The following is a 21514-nucleotide window of genomic DNA, read 5'->3' as shown; positions in this document are numbered from 1 at the left end:
AATACCTATTTTCCTGGATGTGCTCCACTGTACCAACGCCATAACACTTTTGCCAGCCGTTGGGGGTTGTGGCGCACGCACCCTGTTTCATCTTCATGCATGACATTTGCCAGAACAATTCGCCGCCCTAACATTGTGACTTCTTCTCGGTCAAGAAAGACGGGATGAGAGTTTTGTTGGGCATAACGGACAAGTGCGCGAGGAGTGGGAGATTTTTTGTGTACGAGTACGGCGTTAAATAACGGTTTTCCACATGCAGCGTCAATTGCTCGAATGTGATCTGCAACAGTGTAATCTTGAGTTTCCCCCGGCTGAGTCATAATGTTACAAACATAAATACGGGGTGCTTCAGATGCTGCGATCGCATCCGCAATTTCTGGAACTAGCAAATTGGGAATTACGCTAGTGAAAAGACTGCCGGGACCCATAATAATATAGTCAGCTTCTTTGATAGCCTTAATAGCTGCTGGTAAAGCTGGGGGATTGGCGGGGGTACAGCCAATTTTAACAATATGACCTCCTGCGGCGGTGATATTAGATTCACCCTCAATCTGACGACCGTCAGACAATTCTGCCCAAAGACGAACATCACTCAGAGTTGCAGGTAAAACTTGTCCTCGGATAGCTAAGACTTTAGAACTAGCAGCGATCGCACGTTCGAGATCGCCAGTAATATCACTGAGTGCTGTTAAAAACAGATTCCCAAAACTGTGACCTGTCAGCCCATCCCCTGCTTTAAAACGGTATTGAAAGAGTTCTGTTAATAACTTTTCTTCATCAGCTAGTGCTGCCAAACAGTTGCGAATATCGCCTGGTGGTAGAACACCAATTTCTCGACGCAACCGCCCCGAAGAACCCCCATCATCTGCGACAGTCACAATAGCGGTAATGTTAGCGCTGTAAACCTTGAGTCCTCGAAGTAATGTAGAAAGACCAGTCCCACCACCAATTGTGACAATTTTTGGGCCTCGATACAATCGACGATGTGCCAGCAAGACATCAATAAGTTCTTCATCGCCTTCCGGTCTGAGGACTTCAGTAATTGAACTTACTGTCCGGGTTTGTCCCCATAAAAGCAAAAGCAAGCCCCACAATAAAACCAAAGGACCGCTGATGTAGTACGGTACAATGTTGGTGATTGCTCCCAGAAAGCCCCTAATCAGCTCGATTGCCCAAAAAATTGGCGTTAGTCTAACCCAAATAGCAAGACCCAGACTTGCTAGCAGTACACCCCCAACGCTAATTAACAACCATCGTTTGATCGATAATCCAGGGGACAACCACTTGAACCACTGATTAACCCGATGGCGACGGCGCGACTGCTTTTGCAGGGCGTTGAGGGCTTGTCTGAGAAAACCAATTGACATACCACAAAAAGGAGCAGTGCTACTAACAACAATGAATAACAGAAAATGTACACCACGTGGTTTTTTCCCAAATGTGGAATTATGACATTTTGCCATCCCATTAGACCAAAACAGAGTAGTCAAAGTTGCCAGTGTGCCGACTTATTCTTCCTCAAGGTGTAGAGAAACGACAAGTGAATGGAACAGCGAATTTTAGGGCTAGATCCCGGACTGGCAAGTTTGGGATTTGGCGCGATTATATGCCAAAAAAGTCAAACTAAGGGACAACAAGAATCAGTAAATTTACTAGATTTTGGTGTAATTAGTACCCCAGCGAGTATGGAGTTAGGACAAAGACTATGTACTATATACGACGATCTGCACACCCTGATTGGGGAATATAAACCAGAATTAGTGGCTATTGAGAAGTTCTTCTTCTATCGTATGGCAAATACGATCCTTGTGGCACAAGCACGGGGTGTTGTGTTGTTAGTCCTCGCACAGCATAAGTTACCGATTGTGGAATTTACACCCGCTCAAATTAAACAAGCGCTCACGGGGTATGGGAATGCAGAGAAACAAGAGGTTCAAGCAGCCGTGGCGCATGAATTGAATTTAGATTACGTTCCCCGCCCGGACGATGCTGCAGATGCATTAGCGGTAGCATTGACTGGATGGTTTCAGATGTAGGTTGAGTGATTGGAAATCACGGCTATACAAACGAAGTCCGCCTGCGCGGACTAGATTATCAAGAGGGCTGCGAACCTCATGCTCGTTTCTCAATCTGGTGAAGTACATTTTCAAAGCTAATAACCTTGTTTAACAAGATTTGGGTGTACCTCAGTTGACTGGGAAACGCTGTAGCATATTTTCAAAATTTTTGACAACTGTGGTTAGGCGCAAGTTGTCTTGCATAGGGAAATTGTGCTGCCTAGTATCAAGGGATGGGATCAAATTTAAATTGGCGAATCCCTAAACTCAAATGAAACTTTTCTCTCGTTAAAAAAACCTAGAAATGTAGCCTCCATATTTTTGTCAGCTAGTAGGAAGATACAATCTCTCATCCAAGTACCCCTGCAGCAAACAGGGAACCAAAGTCAATGCTCCCCTGCCAGTCTTGAAGACGTGGATGCTTATCCCCTGGTATTGCTTTTGCACCATTTTCCTGGCTTCCTTTCATTACAATGACTGATTTTAGCTCGGTATGTGCTAAAACTACCGGAGAATGAGTAGACATAAAAATTTGAGAATCATACAAAGAACTTAAAGATTGCAGGACTACGTCTATTAATCTAGGATGGACACTGTGCTCTGGCTCTTCTAAAAGAATTACACCTGGTCTTTGAGGTAAGTAAGGTAGAATTGTCAACGCCAAAATATTTAGCGTTCCATAAGATAGTTCAGACGATGCAACAATATGTTCTCCAGAATATTTTAATTGCAGATAAGTGTGGTTATTTTTTTCTGATTGCACAGCTTGGATTGTCTGCAAATTAGGAAAAGCTGTTTTAATATGTTCGACCCAATAATCAAATAAAGCTGGTTGCTCTATTTGTAAATTTAGAACTAACCAAAGTAAATTTGCAGCATCAAAACGCAAAGTTTTTCGTTGACTTGCTGGAAAAGCTTTCCCTAACATTGAGTAACTGGGTTTATAGTACATTATCTCGTTTTCTAAAAAATTTTTCAACCAAAGTGTAGCCGGAAAATTAGGAAAATCTTGTGGGAAGTTTGCTAAGATTAATTCTTGCGGTTCTAGTTCAAATTCCATGCGATCGCCAATGTTATTTTCTGGCATGATAATTGCTTGATTTTCCAAGTTTCGCTTAACGATCGCTTGCTTATGAAAAGATTCTTTTATTCCTGCTTTTTCATCTGCTTCTGCTTCAAAATACTCATAATTAATAATATATAAATCTTCACGCTCGACATAAATTTCTGTATCGCTAACTATTTTCAAGTTAATCTCATAACGCACAGATTGAGGACGTAAATTCCTACTTGCTACGACACCACTTGCTTCAGGTTTCAGTAACTGACTAATAACATCTTGTGGTAAATGAGCTTCTATCGCAAAACCAAAATTATCGCCTTGTTGCTTGTAAAGCAAATGCCGCAATTTTTTCAATCTGGGACCTTCAGGAATAGACGGATATTCCAAAAATGCAGGTACTAGTCCCTTTGATAAAATTTCGCTAAGTAATAGAGGTATGTCAAGCAGCGTACTTTTACCTGTGCCATTAAGACCAATTAATACATTATATTGACCGACTTGAATATCAAGTTTGTCAAAGCAACGATATTTATATGCTTCTATTCGAGAAATCATGTGTTATGTACAACTAGAGCTATCGTTGAATTATACTCATTATGTTCCGCTCGGAAACTAAATTTTCTTTCCATGCATTAACATTTGATAAACTCTAACATCTTTATTGCAATACTTGACTTCTACTTTAAGAAATCTTGCTACTTCAATAGTCAGTAACTTTTGCTCTAAGGTTGACATGGCTATTGCCCAAACAGTGGCAAAAACACTGCGAGCAATTTAATAAAATGTCAAAATGACACGCACTATTCCTACAGAAAAATTTCTCACCGTAGAATTTAAAAGCGATCGCCTGCGCCTTTTTAACCGAGAACTCATTGAAATAGTTGTATGTCTTGCTAATACTGATGTAAGGGAATTTTACCTTGGTGTTGAAGATGATACCAGATTGGGAGCCGTTCATGTTCGTTGGGAAGACTACATTAATTCCATAGCTTAAAAATACGCGCCGCGCTTTTTTCAGTCCGTGCAAGGTAAGAAAACTTATGTCCTGGCGATCGCACAATGAAACAGCCCTGCTTAACAAGCTACGGTGGTGTACACAAGTCTTCTAAAGTGCGTTCTTGAGGTTTCGATCCCCCCTAACCCCCCTTAATAAGGGGGGAAGTTGATTCTAATTCCTCCTTTTTTAGGATGTTTCATGTCTTTTCTAGAGATCTATGTACACCGTAGCCTTAACAAGGGGGGCTAGGGGCGATCGCATTTGTCTTTAAGGTTTAAGAAATTGACATAACAACCAAATCTCTACCTATAGGATATATCTATAGGACAGTAAAACAAGTTGATATAACCTTGTTTTTCTGACTTTGGCTAGAAGAAATGATGGCAAGAAATATTTATTCTAACTATAGAATTAATTTCTAGCTCGGTACGTATCCGCTTAATGTATTGCCTTGCAGCCAAACAATCTTTAATTTATTAAAGATGTGAGTAAAGCCTTTCTTTAATTTTTTTAGATGTTCTTGCAAACAAATGGCGAATTTATCCCTTTTGAAAAAATATTTATAGAACCATGAATCTAGGTAACAAAAGCCCGATAAACGTGGATATAGGTAACAAAAACCACTTAAATTCTAGCACAAACGAGATGTTTCAACATGTTTGGAATGCAAAGGTAGTCATAGCCACAGCAGTGTTGGCAATGTTTGTCCGAATGGGATATGGTACTGATGCGGCTTCACCTCCAGGGCTTACAAGTACTTATGATATAACCAGCAACACGGATGATTATATTGGTAGAACCGTGACGATTATCAGCAAGCCTTTTAAAAAAGTTGGTTCAAGCTCTTTTACAGTTAGTGATAGCCGATTTATGAGTGGCGAGCCCTTTGTAGTCGTCAACACTACAGGCGTACCATTTGATTTACCTCAAAATAAAGACGTAAAAGTTCAAGTCACGGGTGAAGTTCGTAATTTAGAAATTCCACGAATCGAGCGTGACTACAATTTGGATTTGCAGGATGAATACTTTAAAGATTATCTGAACAAACCTGTCATTATTGCTCAAAATATAATACAGTCACCAACACCCGGTCAAATCACGAGCAATCCCAAAAGATTCTATGGTAAAACTCTTGCAGTGAGAGGGGAAGTGGATAACATTCAAAGCCCAGTTTTATTTACTCTAGATGAAAATTATATAGTAGGCGCACAGGATTTGCTGGTTTTTCTCAAACCTTCGCCACAACAGGAGATTCAGAAGGACCAGACCGTGATGCTTGTGGGGGAACTGCGTCCGTTTAATGTCAATGAGATTGAACAAGCGTATAACGTAAAATGGGATGAAAGAGTGAAAGCCCAGTTAGAGGCTGATTATAGAAATAAGCCCGTCTTTATTGCTAGCGCTATCTACCCTTAAAGTGACTAGTACTACACGGCGTAAATAAGGCAACCATTAGTAAAAGATAAAAAGCTTACCATAAAGCTTTTGCGCCTTCTGCCCTCTGCCTACGAACTTCTGCCTTCGTGTACTAGTGACCGATGACCCGTAGGTAGGGAAGACAGCCCACCATTCAATGTTAGTGGTTAGCAGGTTATATAAAGTCCACGTAGGTGGACTTTGTTTGTACAGTCGCGAATTCTATTCGCCCCGAGCATAAGTTTCTTATTTTCATAAAGTCCACGTAGGTGGACTTTGTTTGTACAGTCGCGAATTCTATTCGCCCCGAGCATAAGTTTCTTATTTTCATAAAGTCCACGTAGGTGGACTTTGTTTGTACAGTCGCGAATTCTATTCGCCCCGAGCATAAGTTTCTTAGAAATGATTTAGGGTAGAGAACATATCTTGAGATAGGTGTATCGAGATCGCCTTTAGAGATACTACTGTAATTGAACCTACCTTTTGACTAAGACCAAGGAGATATGTTCGTTCTTATAGTAACGGGCATAGTTTCATGTGGGACTAATGACTATATCTTTGTAGTTGTGATGTATGCGAGTTACAACTACAGACGTAGTATAAGTGTTTAGCCGAACTTGATATAACTCCTTAAAAATACTATTGATAAAGCTAGATACTAGGTAGGGTATACAATGTTGTAATATTTTTGACTAACAATGAATCAGGAAAAAGCAATTATTGTAGAGCAGACTCCCAGCGAGTCACCTCAAGACTCTGCGTCAAAAACAGAGATTGTGATTCCCAGTGAAAGTGTCTTTTTAATTCCTCTCTTCTTTTTACTCGTTTTTTCAATCGCTTTTTTAAAGCAAACTAATTTCACACAAGCTTTATATCAAAGAATAGTTAATTCAAAACTTTATTCTCGAATTCCGTGTTTTAGATGCCAATTCTTTAAACAAAATCAATACTTGCAATGTGCCGTGCAGCCTAGTTTAGTGATGACACGATCGGCTAGTGAATGTCCCGATTACTTGCCTCAAAAAGGTAAAAAATAAGTCATGCTTTTTAGATAATCGAGCGATAAAGTCATACGGATATTGGAAAGCAAGCTGCAATCAATATTTTTGAGAAGAGGAGGTTTGATGCAAGACCAGTGGTATAAAAACGCGATCGCATACTCTCTGGATGTAGAAACGTTTATGGACTCGGATGGCGATGGTGTGGGTGATTTTCAAGGACTAACTCACTGCTTGGACCATCTTGCTGGACTGGGAATTACTTGTTTGTGGCTCTTACCTTTTTATCCTTCCCCCAATCGAGACAATGGTTACGACGTCATGGACTACTACAATGTAGACCCTCGATTGGGAACGCTCGGGGATTTTGTGGAGTTCATGTACCAAGCACGCGAGAGAGGGATTCGGGTTCTAGTGGATTTGGTAGTGAATCACACCTCCAATCAACATCCCTGGTTCCAAGCAGCAAGATCTGATAAAAACTCTAAGTACCGGGATTACTACGTGTGGACAGATAAGCTTCCCGAACACCAAGTAGAACCTGTTTTTCCTGATATTGAAAGCAGTGTTTGGGAGTATGACGAAACTTCTCAAGCCTATTACCTGCACCACTTCTACAAAGAACAACCAGATTTGAACATTGCTAACCCCGCAGTGCAAGCAGAAATTTATAAAATTATGGGTTTCTGGTTGGAATTGGGAGTGTCTGGTTTTCGGATAGATGCGGCTCCTTTCTTGATAACGGGACTTGGGATTGAAGGTGCAGACGAAAAATGCCTGCAAAATTTTCTGTCTCAAATGCGAGAATTTCTTTCTTCGCGCAGTACTGATGCAATACTGCTTGCAGAAGCAAATGTAAAACCGGACCAATTCTCCGTGTACTTTGGAGAAGGCGATCGCATGCACATGCTATTCAACTTTTTGTTGAATCGCCATATGTTTCTTGCTCTTGCTCGTCAGGAAGCAGCACCTCTGATTGATGGATTAAAGTCAATACCAAAAATTCCTCAAATTGGACAATTGCTTAACTTTGTCCGAAATCACGATGAACTCGATCTTTCTGGGCTGGCTTCAGAAGAACTCGAAGAAGTCTTTGCGGCTTTCGCCCCTGAAGAAAATATGCGGAGTTTCGGACGGGGTATTCGTCGCCGACTACCACCCATGCTAGAAGGCAATTGTCATCGTATAGAACTGACTTACAGTTTGATGTTCAGCTTACCCGGTACTCCCATGCTGCGTTACGGTGATGAAATCGGTATGGGTGATGATTTGTCTTTAGAAGGTCGCGAAAGCGTTCGTACTGTGATGCAGTGGTCGGACGAACCCAATGGTGGTTTTTCCACTTCTCTCGAAAAAGCTCTTGCCAAACCAACCATTTCAAAAGGCAATTACGGTTACAAACACGTTAACGTTGCTACCGAACAGCGCGACCCAGCTTCCTTAATGAATTGGATGGAAAGACTGATCCGCATTCGCAAGCAATGTCCGGAATTTGGTCGGGGAGGGTGGCAAATTCTAGAAACCGATGAACCTTGTGTCTTTGCTCACTGCTGTGAGTGGCAAGGTAGAGCGGCGATCGCAATTCACAATCTTGCAGATAAAGAGTGTATTGCCACTATTAAAACAAACAAGTACAAGCACTTGATTGAGTTGTTTTGCGATCGGCAATACGAACCAATTCAAGGTGAAGTGCTTTCCATTGCTTTATCAGCATACGGTTATCGTTGGTTCCGAGCAAATACGATGCGTTAAATAGCTAATGGCTAACGGCTAATAGCTAATGGCTAATGGCTAATAGAACAATTAGCTATTAGCTATTAGCAATTAACAATTAACAATTAACAAAACATATGATAAAAATTGGCTGTCAAGCTTCCCACGAACAATTTAAACCCAGCGAATTGCTCAAGTACGTCCAATTGGCAGAGCAAGCTGGATTTACTCATGTCCTATCCTCCGACCACTTCCATCCTTGGAGCGAACAACAAGGGCAAAGCGGTTTTGCCTGGTCTTGGCTGGGTGCTGCAATGCAAGCTACACCCACACTTTCCTATCGAGTGGTTTGTGCTCCAGGTCAGAGGTATCATCCAGCGATCGTTGCTCAAGCTGTAGCAACTTTATTGGAAATCTTTCCCAATCGCTTCATCTTAACGGTTGGTAGCGGTCAAGCACTCAACGAACAAATTACTGGCAATGTTTGGCCTACCAAGTCTCAACGCAATGCTCGTCTTAAAGAATGTGTCGATGTAATGCGTGCTCTTTGGAGAGGGGAAACTGTCACTCATCATGGGTTAGTGTGTGTCGAAGAGGCAAAACTATACACCCGCCCTGAAACACCACCCCCAGTTATTGGAGCTGCTATTACCTCTAAAACCGCAGAATGGATTGGCAGTTGGGCTGATGGACTGATTACTATTTCTCACCCAATTTCCAAGCTCAAAGAAGTTGTTGAAGCTTTTCGTCGTGGTGGTGGTGAAGGCAAACCTATGATTTTGAAAGTTCAGCTTTCTTACGATCGCGATGAGGACGCAGCACGGCAAAAAGCACACCAGCAATGGCGCAACAATATTTTTGAGAATATTTTGATGACAGAGTTACGAACTCCACAGCAATTTGATGCTGCTGGAGCGTTTGTTCAACCCCATGAGTTAGATGCACACGTCCGGATTTCTTCAGATCCACAACAGCATATTGAATGGCTTCAGGAGTATGTCGATCTCGGATTTGATGAACTTATCTTGCACAATGTTAATCGGGAGCAGGAGCAGTTTATTGAAGTTTTTGGTGAAAAAGTCTTGCCAGTAGTAACACGTAATTAATTTTTGATTGTGAAGATTACATCTCCATGAGGTTGTTGCTAGAAAGTAAGATTTCTTGCCTTTCGGTGAAACTCATGGCAATTCCCTTTTCATAGTATGCAGCTTCATTGATAAATATGGGATAAACAGTGGATTCTCCCGTATAAGGAATGTCTTGACCATCAAAAGTCAGAAACATTGGATCGCCAGGATGAAGTGGTTGGTAATCTCTAAACTGAAGCCGAGGATGAATCATTGCTTGAATTTCTCCCCTCTCATTTCTCGGATAATCTACATTACTGGTAATAAGATAAACAGTGACTGTACTGGGAGATTGTGGTACTGTTCCTTGGTTGCTAGCTTCTAAATAATTCAAGATAGTACATACAAGTTCTTCAGTTTTTTGAAACCATTCTGCACTCAAAACACTTTGTGCAACCGGACCTACCTCAATAACAAAGCCTAATTCACAAAGAGAACGGAGAAAACTACTTTCTTTATCGGAAGCAGGACAGGACACTTTTACCAATGGGTTCACCGAACTTAAGTAAGCTCCCAAGTTAAGTAAGAAAGGATGCTTGTTTTGCAAAATAATGCTGAGTCCCATGTTTGTAGTTGTCGAGTGTAAATCCATAATGACATCTACTTGGGAGTTCCCTTTTGGGACTAAAAGTTGTTGTATGTTTTTTGCGCGAGTGTCTTCGTAACTAGATAAAGTTGTATCCTGTAAGTCTTGCTTCAAAAAACAACGATTTAAGTCTTTTTCAATATATCGCCTGCGTTCTTCAAAAGCTCTGGGATTTCCCAATAATGTTAATGTTTGAAAACTAGGGCGTTGAATTAAAGCAGGATCTTTTTCAAATTTTTTGATTAAATAGACTCCTGTAAATTCATTTCCATGGGTTCCGCCCACTATTGCAACCCGTTTAATTTTAGTCATAAGTTATGCAATCCAGAACTTTTCTTCAAGTATATAAACATATACGAAGAAAGTTCAGCACCCGATCTCTCCGACTTCTTCAAGAAGTCGGAGATCTGGCAAATGTTAATTTTTACACAAGACTTGTGGTTTGGGGAAAGTATCGTCCCAATATTGAGTACACAATTCCGGGCGTTGCGGGGGATTAGCAGTATAAACAAAAAACAGCGCTGACCTATCTTGTGTTCTTAAAGTTCCATGGTGTAAAGCACGTCGCGGATCTACAAAAATAACTGTACCTGCGGGTCCGGGACACGATTTCCAGTACTTTTTAGGAATAATTTCTTGCACCTGTTCATCGTTAATGCCTACGTAATTAGACCTCCACAGTTTGTAATAAAGTCGGTAATAATTCAAGCTAGGCGCTGAGGTTAAAGATAAGGGGATATACTCAAAAGGTCCGTGATGCTCTTCTACATCAGTTAAATAAATAATAATTTTGATAATACGGCGGTCTTCGGAATCTTTATGCCAAAGAAGAGTTCCAAATTGGTTCTCGTTAGGAAAGTCTTTACGCAAATGGACCCCGTGAAAGGCAATTGGAAGTCCAATATAGTTTTCAATTATGGAGAGTAGTCTTTTTTCCTTTCCCCATTGAGAAAACTCTGGAAAATCTGTCATCGTATAAATTTGCGGTAATCTTTCCGTTTTACCTGTTTGATTTACCGATAACATCCCAGACAGATGCTCATCTGATGCTTTGAGAAGTGTGGAAGTAGTGCTTATACCCAATTCTTCAAGAGAGGTCACATAAGCTCCCTCTGTTTTGAGAGCATCTACAATTTTGCGATCGCGCTCTTCTAACACAGGGACTTTTCCTGCGTACTTAATAAGCTCTGTCTTGTAAATTAATTCAGACTGTAAGTCATTGACTTTTCTTTTAATTTGATTTGCAATGTTGTTAATCATGACGTAAGTGTTAGCTAAAGTGCATATTTTTGGTTTTTTAGTTTATAGATGATACCCCATTTTTAGACAAACTCTTAGTGGATAACTCAGCATATTCTCCTACAGACATCTCCCGATTACCCATTATATCTAAAACAGATAAAACAACTAGAGTAAAGAAGGGAACAACAGTCTTTATCGTAAACATGGGCCATCTTCTCAATGCACCAAAGAGCACTTTCCAGTTAGCTTCTTGGAAGCTCCTCCAAACCATTTGCCTGCAATATTGCTTGGAATAGCCGTTTTGTTCCAGTTTCATCAACACTTCAGTTATATGTTTGTATTGCATTAATAGTGCTGACTTTTGTTCTTTCTGCCAATAGCTTACCCCAACAATACATTCTACGTAAGTCTTTTTAGTTACGATGACTCTACCGTTAGCAGCACAGTAACCTGCTATGTACGCTAAAGATATCCAGTTTTGTGCAGCGTCTTCCCATTTTTGAAGAGCACTTTGCACCAAATCGGTTCTGTATATAGAAGCTGTTAGAAAAATGACTGCTCCCACGCTCTTAGTAAAACAGTGTTCAAAGACAGCTTTTCCGTCGCGATCGCCATTTTCACTATCAATATCAAACCAACGATTTCCAATTATTGTAGGTGGATGAACTGGTTCGCCAGTTGTTTTGTTACGACCGGAAAAATTAAGAAATAAGAGTGATAAGTCCTCATATTTTTTAATTTTTTCAAAAATATACGGTACTGCTTCATTTTCAATTGGATCGTCATCTCCAATTGCCCAAACATATTTTGTTTTTGCAGATTTTAGACAGTTTATGATATTAGGCATTACACCTAAATTCTCAGGATTTTTATTGGCATTAAATGTAATATGATTGAGTTTTGTCTGCCACTTTTTAATAATTTCTTGAGTATTGTCAGTGGAACAATTATCCGAAACGTAAATTTCACACTCAGATTCAAAACCTTGAATGGCTTGAGCAATCCATGCCAATTGGCGGTCAAGTAATTCTGCGCGATTGTAAGTGGGTATAGCGATAGTCAGTAATTTATTCACAGTTTTCACGGTTGGTGATAAGTACTCTTGAATCCCATGTTTAGAGACTAGCTCTGATTTTTGCTATATCTCACAATAGAAGCAATTGAAATAGGAAATCATTAACTGATAGTTTTTAGAGTTATTCAGTTATGTTATACGTAATTTCCCCATTGCTATATGAAAGCTTACAATTCTCACTTAACAAATCTGTGTAAATTCTATGACGAAAATGTGACAAGTTGTTGATTTCAAAAAATATTTTTTTATATTTTTAGTAAAAAAATTAACTTTATAATACTATCTTTGAGATTAATTTCTGATGTTAATAACCCGATTTTTATTAAATTTTCTGTAAAGAAGTTTCTAGAATGTAATATTTTTAAAGTAGTAAAAAGAAAATCTGTAAAAATACTGAGTTAAATTTTCTGTAAAGAAGTTTCCAGAATGTAATATTTTTAAAGTAGTAAAGAGAAAATCTGTAAAAATACTGAGTCTTTAATTCATCTAATTTTTGCTGAAATAGCTTTGCTGTAGTAAGTTATAAATGGAAAAACCCCGATACTTAGACAAAAAGTGAGTAAGGTTAGCCTGCGATCGCGATTACTTTTTTCCCACGTTCTTGTCATGTTAGTAGGCTTGAGCACCCTAGTTATGGTAGGCAGGTTCTTCTCGCCCCAACTGTTTGGATTGCATTTAAAGTCTCTAGAGGGTAGGGGATTTGACTTAAGTAAAATTCGGCATGAATTAGTTGAGGAGTTTGAAACAGCCTGGAACAGAGGAGCTTGGTGCTCTATATTAATAGGTGCAACTGTCGCAAGTGGCTTAAGTTATCTAGTTGCCCGACGAATTGTACAACCTCTCAATCAAATGGAAAAAATTACTCGGCAATTCGCACAGGGAGATTTAAAAGCGCGAATACCTGAAAATGAGATTCCAGAGTTAAACCGTCTTGCCATCAGCTTCAATAGAATGGCAGCTAATCTTGAAGGTGTGGAACAGCGCCGTCGAGAACTTATAGGAGACTTAACCCATGAACTTCGTACCCCACTGACAATTTTAGAGGGATACTTGGAGGGTTTGGCAGATGGTACAATTGAGCCTTCGGTAGAAGTTTTTCAGAGATTGGCTAGGGAAACAACGCGATTGCATCGGTTAGTTGATGATACACAAGAACTTTCTAAAGCAGAAGCAGGATATTTACCTATCAATATACAACCTGTTAATTTATATCCATTGTTTCTGTCTTTGATTCAGCGCTTCTCGGATCAACTTTTAGAAGAAGGTCCGGTGTTACGTTTGGATTGTCCGCTCAATCTTCCCCTAGTCTCTGCCGATCCCGAAAGAGTTGAGCAAATTTTGGTAAACCTTCTTGGCAATGCAATCCGTTACACTCCTAAAGGTACCATAATGATAAGAGTTTGGAGCGAATCTCCTAAATTATGGATTGCAGTTATTGATACAGGGCAGGGCATTAGTCCAGAGGATCTACCCTTTGTGTTTGACCGCTTTTGGCGATCGGATCGTTCTCGTGTTCTCAGCCCTGGAGGTACTGGAATTGGTTTAGCTATCTCGCACCGTCTTGTTGAGTTACAAGGAGGCGAGATCCAGGTACAGAGCAAGCTAGATGAGGGAAGCACATTCCAATTCTCGTTGCCATTGGTTTGAAAACAGGTATGAGGGGATAGAGGTTAGTGCTTGGGGACGATTCAATAGAAAAGGCAGAGATAAAGGGCGGAAGAGATTTATTACTTTTGCCTTCGCTCTAAATTTAACTTAATAGCTAATGATTTAGGATTGCTATAGTAGTTCAATGTATGTGATTGTGGATAATATCATCAATCATGGCTTCTACATTCGTGTCATAGAGATCTGATTCTGTCAAATAAAACCTTACAAAGCGCTCATCAACATTAAACGCTTCATCCAACCAACCCTTAAAGCCACGGGCCCGTTTGTCAATCTCCATTAAAACTTCTAGTTCATGGGGGCTTAAGTTAAAAATAATTTCTAACTCATCTAATTGAGTTCTGTAGTTTCCTACAGGACGAAACTCAAACTCTTGCACAAAAGGATAAGCCCCACCAAAACGATCGGCGTATTCGCACTCTACTTTATGGAGGTGAAAACCCAGTTTCTCTACTGCTTCGAGAACTCTATGTACTAAAGGGTGAGGTCTAACTTCCAACGCATCCCTGTCTTTAGGGTTGATAGCAGTTTTAATGTCCAATCCCGTTCTCACATAAACAGGAGTACCCCCCAAACTAAGTGGCATTTCATAGGGAAGTTGGAGTGAAAATGGTACAACAAATTCCTCTTTTGGTTGAATGCTCAATCGCTCCAATAAACGATAGTTAACCATCACGCATTCTTCATGATAAGTAGAGTCTTCTGTTTCGCGCTTGTACTCAGTCGCCAATTTCAAGTAAATATCATCAATATTTTGCGCGACATCTCCACCAATAATATGAACTTCACCCTCTAGCAAATCACCAGGCACAACGGAATCATTAAACAAGCGTGTATCAACTTTTGCAGCACCAATACCTACACTTGCTAAAAACTTTTTAAACATAGAAGGAAGGATTATGAATTATGAATTATGAATTATGAAGTTTAGCCTGTATGGAACTAATTTCTTTCATATATTAAACCTAGCTTAACTGACCAATCCCTAATTTGTCTGTAATGATATTGTTAAATTTTCAATTATGAGATAAACATACCCATCACCCCAGCCCTTCTACCTCAATGGAGTTGAGTGTAAGGATGCTCTCTTGTCTGGGAAGAGGTAAGGGTTAGGGAAAACTCTTTTTTCATAATTCATAATTTATAATTCATAATTCATAATTCTTTCATATATTAAACCTAGCTTAACTGACCAATTCCTAATTTGTCTGTAATGATATTGTTAAATTTTCAATTATGAGATAAACATACCCATCACCCCAGCCCTTCTACCTCAATGGAGTTGAGTGTAAGGATGCTCTCTTGTCTGGGAAGAGGTAAGGGTTAGGGAAAACTCTTTTTTCATAATTCATAATTTATAATTCATAATTCATAATTCTTTCATATATTAAACCTAGCTTAACTGACCAATTCCTAATTTGTCTGTAATGATATTGTTAAATTTTCAATTATGAGATAAACATACCCATCACCCCAGCCCTTCTACCTCAATGGAGTTGAGTGTAAGGATGCTCTCTTGTCTGGGAAGAGGTAAGGGTTAGGGAAAACTCTTTTTTCATAATTCATAATTTATAATTCATAATTCATAAAAAAAAGCTCCTGCTTTGAAGCAGAAGCTTTAACCCGATTATCAGTGATGAAAGAATTTATTAATCAAGATCTCCCATGAACAATACGGGCTCAGTTTCACGGTCAATTCCCTTCTCGAAACCGCCAGCAGCTGCACGAGCGCGACCAGCATGCCATAGGTGACCTACTAAGAAGAAGAATGCCAGTACAAAGTGAGAAGTCGCCAACCAAGCACGAGGAGATACGTAGTTGAAGGAGTTGATCTCTGTTGCTACACCACCTACGGAGTTCAGAGAACCCAAAGGAGCGTGAGTCATGTACTCAGCAGCACGACGAGCTTGCCATGGTTGAATGTCGTTCTTGATTTTGTCTAAGTCAAGACCGTTAGGTCCTCTTAGAGGTTCCAGCCAAGGACCTCTGAAATCCCAGAAGCGCATGGTTTCACCACCAAAGATGATTTCACCTGTAGGAGAGCGCATCAGGTATTTACCAAGACCCGTTGGACCTTGAGCGGAACCAACGTTAGCACCCAAACGTTGGTCGCGGATGAGGAAGGTCAAAGCTTGAGCTTGAGACGCTTCAGCACCAGTAGGACCGTAGAATTCGCTTGGGTAAACAGTGTTGTTGAACCAAACCATACAGGAAGCGATAAAGCCCATTAAGGACAAAGCGCCCAAGCTGTAGGAGAGGTAAGCTTCACCAGACCAAATTGAAGCGCGGCGAGACCAGCCGAAAGGTTTGGTGAGAATGTGGAAGATACCACCTGCGATGCAGATGAAACCAACCCAAATGTGACCGCCAACAACGTCTTCTAGGTTATCAACGCTGACAATCCAACCTTCACCACCGAAGGGTGACTTCAGTATATAACCGAAGATCACAGCAGGATTCAGTGTTGGGTTAGTAATAACACGAACGTCACCACCACCAGGTGCCCAAGTGTCATACAAACCGCCAAAGAACATCGCTTTTAGTACCAACAGCAGAGCGCCACATCCCAAGATGATGAGATGGAAACCGATAATGTTGGTCATCTTGTTCTTGTCTTTCCAGTCGTAACCGAAGAAAGAAGAATACTCTTCTAGGGTTTCTGGACCTCGGATGGCATGATAGATACCGCCAAAACCAAGTACTGCCGAAGAAATAAGGTGCAATACACCAACGACAAAGTAGGGGAAGGTATCAATAACTTCACCACCAGGACCAACACCCCAACCAAGGGTTGCTAGGTGAGGTAGCAGGATTAAGCCCTGCTCGTACATGGGCTTTTCAGGAATGAAGTGAGCAACCTCAAACAAGGTCATTGCTCCAGCCCAGAAAACAATCAAACCAGAATGGGCAACGTGAGCACCCAAAAGTTTACCGGAGAGGTTAATGAGACGGGCGTTACCAGCCCACCAAGCAAAACCGGTGGAGTCTTGGTCGCGTCCTGCGCCCATCACTGCAGGTCTATTAGAGAGCGTTACCACGGGGCAGTACCTCTTCAGGGAATACAAATTTTTCGTGAGGCTGGTCTTGAGGAGCCATCCAAGCGCGGATACCCTCGTTCAGCAAAATGTTTTTGGTATAGAATGTTTCAAATTCTGGGTCTTCTGCCGCACGCAATTCTTGCGACACGAAGTCATATGCTCGCAGGTTGAGTGCCAAACCGACAATCCCAACAGCACTCATCCACAGACCTGTCACTGGTACAAACAACATGAAGAAGTGCAACCAGCGCTTGTTGGAGAACGCAATCCCGAAAATCTGTGACCAGAAACGGTTTGCTGTCACCATGGAGTAGGTTTCTTCTGCTTGGGTGGGGTTGAAGGCGCGGAATGTGTTCGAGCCTTCGCCGTCTTCAAACAGAGTATTTTCTACTGTTGCTCCGTGGATCGCACACAGCAGCGCTCCACCGAGTACACCAGCCACTCCCATCATGTGGAATGGGTTGAGTGTCCAGTTGTGGAACCCTTGCAAGAACAGCAAGAAGCGGAAGATCGCTGCGACGCCAAAGCTTGGTGCAAAGAACCAGGATGATTGTCCCAAGGGGTACATCAAGAATACGCTCACGAACACTGCTATCGGCGCGGAAAACGCGATCGCATTGTATGGACGAATCCCTACGAGTCTGGCGATTTCAAACTGTCTGAGCATGAACCCGATCAGACCGAAGGCTCCGTGTAGCGCTACGAAGGGCCACAACCCCCCAAGCTGACACCAACGGGTGAAATCTCCTTGTGCTTCTGGTCCCCACAGCAGTAACAACGAATGTCCCATGCTGTCTGCTGGTGTGGATACTGCTACTGTCAGGAAGTTACATCCTTCCAAGTAGGAGGACGCCAAGCCGTGTGTATACCAGCTTGTTACGAATGTTGTACCGGTCAGCCAACCGCCGAGGGCGAGGAATGCACAGGGAAACAACAGTATCCCCGACCAACCTACGAATACGAAACGGTCGCGCTTCAACCAGTCGTCTAGAACGTCAAACCACCCTCTTGTACTGGGGGCGCGTCCAACTGCGATGGTCATTGGACTAAAATCCTCTTTTTTACTAAAATTGCAACTTTTTGAGGAATTAAGGTTTTGTTTATGACACTGACAGATGCCTCAAAGCAACTGACTATTGTGAGAAACTACTACCTTAAGTAGTTTAAGTCTCTCATAAAACCTCATTGAGGTTGCTTACACTAGTGTCACAACAGTTTCTACCAGTTGGTAATCCATCTTGCAGAAACTTAATGATTCTTAACTTATCACATTAGTTCGGCTTTGTGCTCGATTAACACTTAAAAATTAGGTATAAAGCACAAATCCTCTACTTATGATTAATATCAGAATTTTTACAATCTGACACAACTTTTCTCAGAAATCTCACAAAACTTGCAATACACGTGCTCCAGTGGCAGACTGGAGAAAAGGAGCACCCAAATTAGGGAAAAGCTGTTTGCAAGAGGCGAAAGTTTACACCCTAGCCCCTAACCCCCAATTCCTGACCCCTGAATTAGAAGGTAGTTCAGTTCGATGACGGCATCAACAACCATCAACAAAGGCGAGTTCCCGTCAGAGGGGAACTCTACTTCAAACGTTCTTCATCAAAAGGTTCTCGGTTCCCGTCGGTTCAGTAACTACTGGTGGGCAACTGTAGTCTCAATGGGAGCCACAGGCTTTTTGCTAGCTGGAGTTTCAAGTTATCTAAAAGTGAATTTACTTCTAGTAACTGACCCAACGCAACTGGTATTCTATCCCCAAGGATTAGTCATGGGGTTGTACGGTTCTGCCGGAATACTATTAGCCCTTTACCTGTGGTTAACAGTTCTTTGGGACATAGGCGGCGGATACAACGATTTCAATCGAGAAACAGGAAAAGTAAAAATTTTTCGCTGGGGCTTTCCTGGCAAAAACCGTCGTATAGAAATTGATTGCAGCACGCAAGACGTACAATCAGTTCGAGTAGAAATTAGAGAAGGCCTTAATCCCCGTCGAGCACTTTACTTACGCGTTAAGGGTCGTCGAGACATTCCTTTATCGCCAGTCGGTCAACCCATCGCATTGCAAGAGTTGGAAACTCAAGGCGCTCAATTGGCACGCTTTTTGGAAGTACCTTTGGAAGGACTGTAGTAGCTAATGGCTAATAGCTAATGGCTAATGGCTGATGGCTGATATTCAAGATTGCCCTTAGCTCTTCGGCGATTTCCTTAGGGAGACGCTACTCGTTGCTACAGGCTATACCCCAGTCTCCTAGCGTGGAAGACCGCTCTGGGTATCTCCTATCGGAGACGCGAGACGCTTTCGTCGCCGACGCGACACACTTCGCGATGCGAAGCTATGCCCGTAAGGGCTATACGCTAGTAGCCAAGACGCGAGAAACCCCTCCAGGTTCGCCAGTCCCGGTGGTCGCGGGAAACCCCTCCCTTGTTCGCCAGTTGCCAGGGCGCGGGAAACCCCTCCCTTGTTCGCCAGTTGCCAGGGCGCGGGAAACCCGCCTACAGCACTGGTCTCACCGCCTACAGCACTGGTCTCACATTAGCCATTAGCTATTAGCCATTAGCCATTAGCAATTGGTAAGATACATTGGTCGCTGCTGTACTTGATAATGCGGTTTAACATTTCCAAATTAGCAGTTGCTTTATTGACAGTTGGAATTTTTTGGCTTGGCGGTTGTTTTACTCAGCCATCTGTAGCTAGCGCTCTACCAACTTTCATGCTGACGCAAGCAACTACCCAGTCAAATCTCGGGAATTTAACCAAACAAGCAACCCTTGTATCTCAACTTACAAAAAAGAGTACCCCCAGAATGAATGAATTACCACGGCTAGAAGGCAAGGCAACTGTAGTGATGACTGTTAATGGCTCACCTATTACCATTGAACTGGATGGTACAAATGCCCCTATCACTGCAGGCAATTTTGTAGATTTAGTCCAGAAAGGCGTGTACGATGGCTTGGTTTTTCACAGAGTTGTCCGCCAGCCCCAACCGTTTGTGGTTCAAGGGGGTGACCCTCAAAGTAAAGACCCAAAAGTACCAGCAAACCGTTTGGGAACAGGCGGTTTTGTCGATCCAAAAACTGGTAAAGAACGTCGCATACCTCTGGAAATTAAGCCCCAAGGAGCTGAGGAGCCAGTTTACAGCAAAACTCTTGAAATGGCACGCGTTAATAAACCACCTGTACTTCAGCACAAGCTAGGAGCAGTGGCAATGGCGCGATCGCAAATGCCTGACTCTGCATCATCCCAGTTTTATTTTGCTCTAGACAACCTGAGTTTCTTAGATGGCAGCTATGCTGTTTTTGGTTATGTTACCAATGGCATGGACGTTGTCAACAAAATTCAACAGGGCGATCGCATTGACTCGGCTAAAGTCACTCAAGGTGCAGAAAACTTTAAAGGCTAATAGCTAAGGGCTAATAGCTAATGGCTGTTGGACAATTAGCCCTTCGGGTTCGCCCTTCGGGTTCGCCAGTCCCCTACGGCGGGAAACCCGCCTTCAGGGCTGGTCTCACCGTTAGCCATTAGCCACGAGCAAATGAGGTTAGTATAAACTGATTGTGTTTGTATTAAGCAATGCGGTTAAACTGTTCTAAATTTTTATTCGTTTTCATTTGCAGTGCGTTTCTGTTCACCAGCTGTACAACATCGCAGGTAGCTTCCAATTCTTCTCCAACATCTACTCCGACTCAAACAAGTTCCGAGTCATCAACTGCGATAGGTAGCGAGACAGCGAGTCCAGAAACAACAACTGTATCGGAAAATGGTAGCGAGAGTATTCCCGGATTTAAAGAATTACCACGGCTAGAAGGTAAGGCAACTGTAGTGATGATAGTCAAAGGTTCACCCATCACTATCGATGTGGATGGTACTAACGCTCCGATCACTGCAGGTAATTTTGTAGATCTAGTTCAGCGCGGTGTTTACAACGGGCTGATGTTTCACAGAGTTGAGCGAGATCCAAGTCCTTTTGTGGTGCAAGGTGGAGATCCTCAAAGTAAAGACCCGAAAGTACCAGTCACCGATTTAGGTACGGGTAGTTTTATCGATCCAAAAACAAATAAAATTCGTTACATACCTTTAGAAATTAAACCGCTCGGTTCAGAAAAACCACTGTATAGTAAAACTTTTAAAGATGCAGCAGTTACTCAACAACCCGTACTAAAACATAAACGTGGTGCGGTAGCAATGGCGCGATCGCAAATGCCTGACTCTGCATCCTCTCAGTTTTACTTTGCTTTGTCCGATTTGCCGCCTCTAGATGGTAGTTATGCTGTGTTTGGCTATGTTCGAGAAGGAATGGACGTAGTTGATAAAATCCAGCAAGGGGATCGTATTGACTCTGCTAAAGTCACTCAAGGTGCAGAAAATTTGAAGTAGGGCTAATGGCTAATTGCTAATGGCTCATAGTGATTTGAATCATTATTCTCCTTCTCAGGTTGTTGATGTTTCGTCCTTGTTTCCATGCGTTGCGTAGGAATCCGTCTTAGAAGGCGGAGCCTGGGAACAAGCTGAAGTACTAAGCTGACACACAAT

Annotated in this window: 19 protein-coding genes; 10 read left to right on the top strand and 9 right to left on the bottom strand. The window is 41.9% G+C overall.

Features of this window, described 5'->3' with window-relative positions; translation table 11 throughout:
- Positions 1–5 precede the first annotated feature (5 nt).
- On the bottom strand, positions 6–1367 hold the full coding sequence (locus AB0756_RS05870) for a gluconeogenesis factor YvcK family protein (RefSeq protein WP_038080177.1): 1362 nt from the start codon (positions 1365–1367) through the stop codon (positions 6–8).
- Positions 1368–1544: 177 nt separating this feature from the next.
- On the opposite strand from AB0756_RS05870, the gene ruvC reads away from it, so the two are divergent.
- Positions 1545–2036: a crossover junction endodeoxyribonuclease RuvC gene (gene ruvC, locus AB0756_RS05865; RefSeq protein ID WP_038080141.1), complete on the top strand. Its 492-nt coding sequence runs from the start codon at positions 1545–1547 to the stop codon at positions 2034–2036.
- Positions 2037–2406: 370 nt separating this feature from the next.
- Here the strand turns inward: ruvC and mads3 are convergent, their stop codons facing one another.
- Both mads3 and AB0756_RS05855 read right to left on the bottom strand, forming a co-directional pair.
- Positions 2407–3675: a methylation-associated defense system AAA family ATPase MAD3 gene (mads3, locus tag AB0756_RS05860; RefSeq protein WP_038080140.1), complete on the bottom strand. Its 1269-nt coding sequence runs from the start codon at positions 3673–3675 to the stop codon at positions 2407–2409.
- A gap of 57 nt (positions 3676–3732) precedes the next feature.
- Entirely contained in the window at positions 3733–3855 is a 123-nt protein-coding gene (locus AB0756_RS05855) for a hypothetical protein (RefSeq protein ID WP_272899718.1), read from the bottom strand.
- Positions 3856–3910: 55 nt separating this feature from the next.
- Here AB0756_RS05855 and AB0756_RS05850 point away from each other — a divergent pair, with 55 nt between their 5' ends.
- The 5 genes from AB0756_RS05850 to AB0756_RS05830 all read left to right on the top strand — a co-directional run bounded on the left by AB0756_RS05850 (position 3911) and on the right by AB0756_RS05830 (position 9350).
- Entirely contained in the window at positions 3911–4114 is a 204-nt protein-coding gene (locus AB0756_RS05850; RefSeq protein WP_038080138.1) for a hypothetical protein, read from the top strand.
- 648 nt (positions 4115–4762) lie between these two features.
- Positions 4763–5533 (top strand): hypothetical protein, encoded by a 771-nt coding sequence (locus AB0756_RS05845; RefSeq protein WP_050046326.1) that lies wholly within the window; start codon positions 4763–4765, stop codon positions 5531–5533.
- A 698-nt stretch (positions 5534–6231) separates the two neighbouring features.
- Positions 6232–6570 (top strand): hypothetical protein, encoded by a 339-nt coding sequence (locus AB0756_RS05840; protein ID WP_050046325.1) that lies wholly within the window; start codon positions 6232–6234, stop codon positions 6568–6570.
- 87 nt (positions 6571–6657) lie between these two features.
- Positions 6658–8283 carry an alpha-amylase family protein gene (locus tag AB0756_RS05835; RefSeq protein WP_038080132.1) on the top strand — a complete coding sequence of 542 codons (1626 nt, stop codon included), beginning with the start codon at positions 6658–6660 and terminating at the stop codon, positions 8281–8283.
- A gap of 98 nt (positions 8284–8381) precedes the next feature.
- Complete coding sequence (locus tag AB0756_RS05830; protein WP_038080129.1) at positions 8382–9350, top strand: TIGR03885 family FMN-dependent LLM class oxidoreductase; 969 nt, start codon at positions 8382–8384, stop codon at positions 9348–9350.
- Positions 9351–9366: 16 nt separating this feature from the next.
- Here the strand turns inward: AB0756_RS05830 and AB0756_RS05825 are convergent, their stop codons facing one another.
- From AB0756_RS05825 to AB0756_RS05815, 3 genes are all read right to left on the bottom strand, one after another.
- A complete protein-coding gene (locus tag AB0756_RS05825; protein ID WP_038080126.1) occupies positions 9367–10269 on the bottom strand; it encodes an aspartoacylase in 903 nt (300 codons plus the stop codon).
- A 105-nt stretch (positions 10270–10374) separates the two neighbouring features.
- Positions 10375–11217, bottom strand: a complete 843-nt coding sequence (locus AB0756_RS05820) for a phytanoyl-CoA dioxygenase family protein (RefSeq protein WP_050046324.1) — start codon at positions 11215–11217, stop codon at positions 10375–10377.
- A 37-nt stretch (positions 11218–11254) separates the two neighbouring features.
- Positions 11255–12274 carry a glycosyltransferase family 2 protein gene (locus tag AB0756_RS05815; protein ID WP_038080123.1) on the bottom strand — a complete coding sequence of 340 codons (1020 nt, stop codon included), beginning with the start codon at positions 12272–12274 and terminating at the stop codon, positions 11255–11257.
- Between the two features lie 606 nt (positions 12275–12880).
- Between AB0756_RS05815 and AB0756_RS05810 the strand changes: the two genes are divergently transcribed.
- Complete coding sequence (locus AB0756_RS05810) at positions 12881–13921, top strand: sensor histidine kinase (protein ID WP_038080172.1); 1041 nt, start codon at positions 12881–12883, stop codon at positions 13919–13921.
- A gap of 142 nt (positions 13922–14063) precedes the next feature.
- On the opposite strand, the gene AB0756_RS05805 is transcribed toward AB0756_RS05810, so the two are convergent.
- From AB0756_RS05805 to psbD, 3 genes are all read right to left on the bottom strand, one after another.
- On the bottom strand, positions 14064–14828 hold the full coding sequence (locus AB0756_RS05805) for a sporulation protein (RefSeq protein ID WP_038080121.1): 765 nt from the start codon (positions 14826–14828) through the stop codon (positions 14064–14066).
- A gap of 763 nt (positions 14829–15591) precedes the next feature.
- Entirely contained in the window at positions 15592–16980 is a 1389-nt protein-coding gene (gene psbC / locus AB0756_RS05800; protein ID WP_038080117.1) for a photosystem II reaction center protein CP43, read from the bottom strand.
- Positions 16964–18022 carry a photosystem II D2 protein (photosystem q(a) protein) gene (psbD, locus tag AB0756_RS05795; RefSeq protein WP_038080114.1) on the bottom strand — a complete coding sequence of 353 codons (1059 nt, stop codon included), beginning with the start codon at positions 18020–18022 and terminating at the stop codon, positions 16964–16966. The genes psbC and psbD overlap by 17 nt, the downstream gene beginning before the upstream one ends.
- Before the next feature lie 492 nt (positions 18023–18514).
- Between psbD and AB0756_RS05790 the strand changes: the two genes are divergently transcribed.
- The 3 genes from AB0756_RS05790 to AB0756_RS05780 all read left to right on the top strand — a co-directional run bounded on the left by AB0756_RS05790 (position 18515) and on the right by AB0756_RS05780 (position 21358).
- The gene (locus tag AB0756_RS05790; RefSeq protein ID WP_038080110.1) at positions 18515–19111 is read left to right on the top strand and encodes a photosystem I assembly protein Ycf4; all 597 of its coding nucleotides are present in this window, start codon (positions 18515–18517) and stop codon (positions 19109–19111) included.
- A gap of 475 nt (positions 19112–19586) precedes the next feature.
- A complete protein-coding gene (locus AB0756_RS05785) occupies positions 19587–20384 on the top strand; it encodes a peptidylprolyl isomerase (RefSeq protein ID WP_038087279.1) in 798 nt (265 codons plus the stop codon).
- Between the two features lie 170 nt (positions 20385–20554).
- Complete coding sequence (locus tag AB0756_RS05780) at positions 20555–21358, top strand: peptidylprolyl isomerase (RefSeq protein ID WP_038087282.1); 804 nt, start codon at positions 20555–20557, stop codon at positions 21356–21358.
- Positions 21359–21514: the final 156 nt, after the last annotated feature.

The sequence above is a fragment of the Tolypothrix campylonemoides VB511288_2 genome (assembly GCF_045999855.1).
In the GTDB taxonomy this organism is placed as follows: Bacteria; Cyanobacteriota; Cyanobacteriia; order Cyanobacteriales; family Nostocaceae; genus Scytonema; species Scytonema bouteillei_A.
This window is presented reverse-complemented; position numbering and strand designations above follow the sequence as displayed.

Bases quoted from the DNA above. Each gene is read 5' to 3' on its own strand.
- AB0756_RS05805 (WP_038080121.1), bottom strand. From the start codon at position 14,828: ATGTTTAAAAAGTTTTTAGCAAGTGTAGGTATTGGTGCTGCAAAAGTT.
- AB0756_RS05780 (WP_038087282.1), top strand. From the start codon at position 20,555: ATGCGGTTAAACTGTTCTAAATTTTTATTCGTTTTCATTTGCAGTGCG.
- ruvC (WP_038080141.1), top strand. From the start codon at position 1,545: ATGGAACAGCGAATTTTAGGGCTAGATCCCGGACTGGCAAGTTTGGGA.
- AB0756_RS05830 (WP_038080129.1), top strand. From the start codon at position 8,382: ATGATAAAAATTGGCTGTCAAGCTTCCCACGAACAATTTAAACCCAGC.
- AB0756_RS05820 (WP_050046324.1), bottom strand. From the start codon at position 11,217: ATGATTAACAACATTGCAAATCAAATTAAAAGAAAAGTCAATGACTTA.
- mads3 (WP_038080140.1), bottom strand. From the start codon at position 3,675: ATGATTTCTCGAATAGAAGCATATAAATATCGTTGCTTTGACAAACTT.
- AB0756_RS05850 (WP_038080138.1), top strand. From the start codon at position 3,911: ATGACACGCACTATTCCTACAGAAAAATTTCTCACCGTAGAATTTAAA.
- AB0756_RS05855 (WP_272899718.1), bottom strand. From the start codon at position 3,855: ATGTCAACCTTAGAGCAAAAGTTACTGACTATTGAAGTAGCAAGATTT.
- AB0756_RS05790 (WP_038080110.1), top strand. From the start codon at position 18,515: ATGACGGCATCAACAACCATCAACAAAGGCGAGTTCCCGTCAGAGGGG.
- AB0756_RS05785 (WP_038087279.1), top strand. From the start codon at position 19,587: ATGCGGTTTAACATTTCCAAATTAGCAGTTGCTTTATTGACAGTTGGA.
- psbD (WP_038080114.1), bottom strand. From the start codon at position 18,022: ATGACCATCGCAGTTGGACGCGCCCCCAGTACAAGAGGGTGGTTTGAC.
- AB0756_RS05845 (WP_050046326.1), top strand. From the start codon at position 4,763: ATGTTTCAACATGTTTGGAATGCAAAGGTAGTCATAGCCACAGCAGTG.
- AB0756_RS05825 (WP_038080126.1), bottom strand. From the start codon at position 10,269: ATGACTAAAATTAAACGGGTTGCAATAGTGGGCGGAACCCATGGAAAT.
- AB0756_RS05870 (WP_038080177.1), bottom strand. From the start codon at position 1,367: ATGTCAATTGGTTTTCTCAGACAAGCCCTCAACGCCCTGCAAAAGCAG.
- AB0756_RS05840 (WP_050046325.1), top strand. From the start codon at position 6,232: ATGAATCAGGAAAAAGCAATTATTGTAGAGCAGACTCCCAGCGAGTCA.
- AB0756_RS05810 (WP_038080172.1), top strand. From the start codon at position 12,881: ATGTTAGTAGGCTTGAGCACCCTAGTTATGGTAGGCAGGTTCTTCTCG.
- AB0756_RS05835 (WP_038080132.1), top strand. From the start codon at position 6,658: ATGCAAGACCAGTGGTATAAAAACGCGATCGCATACTCTCTGGATGTA.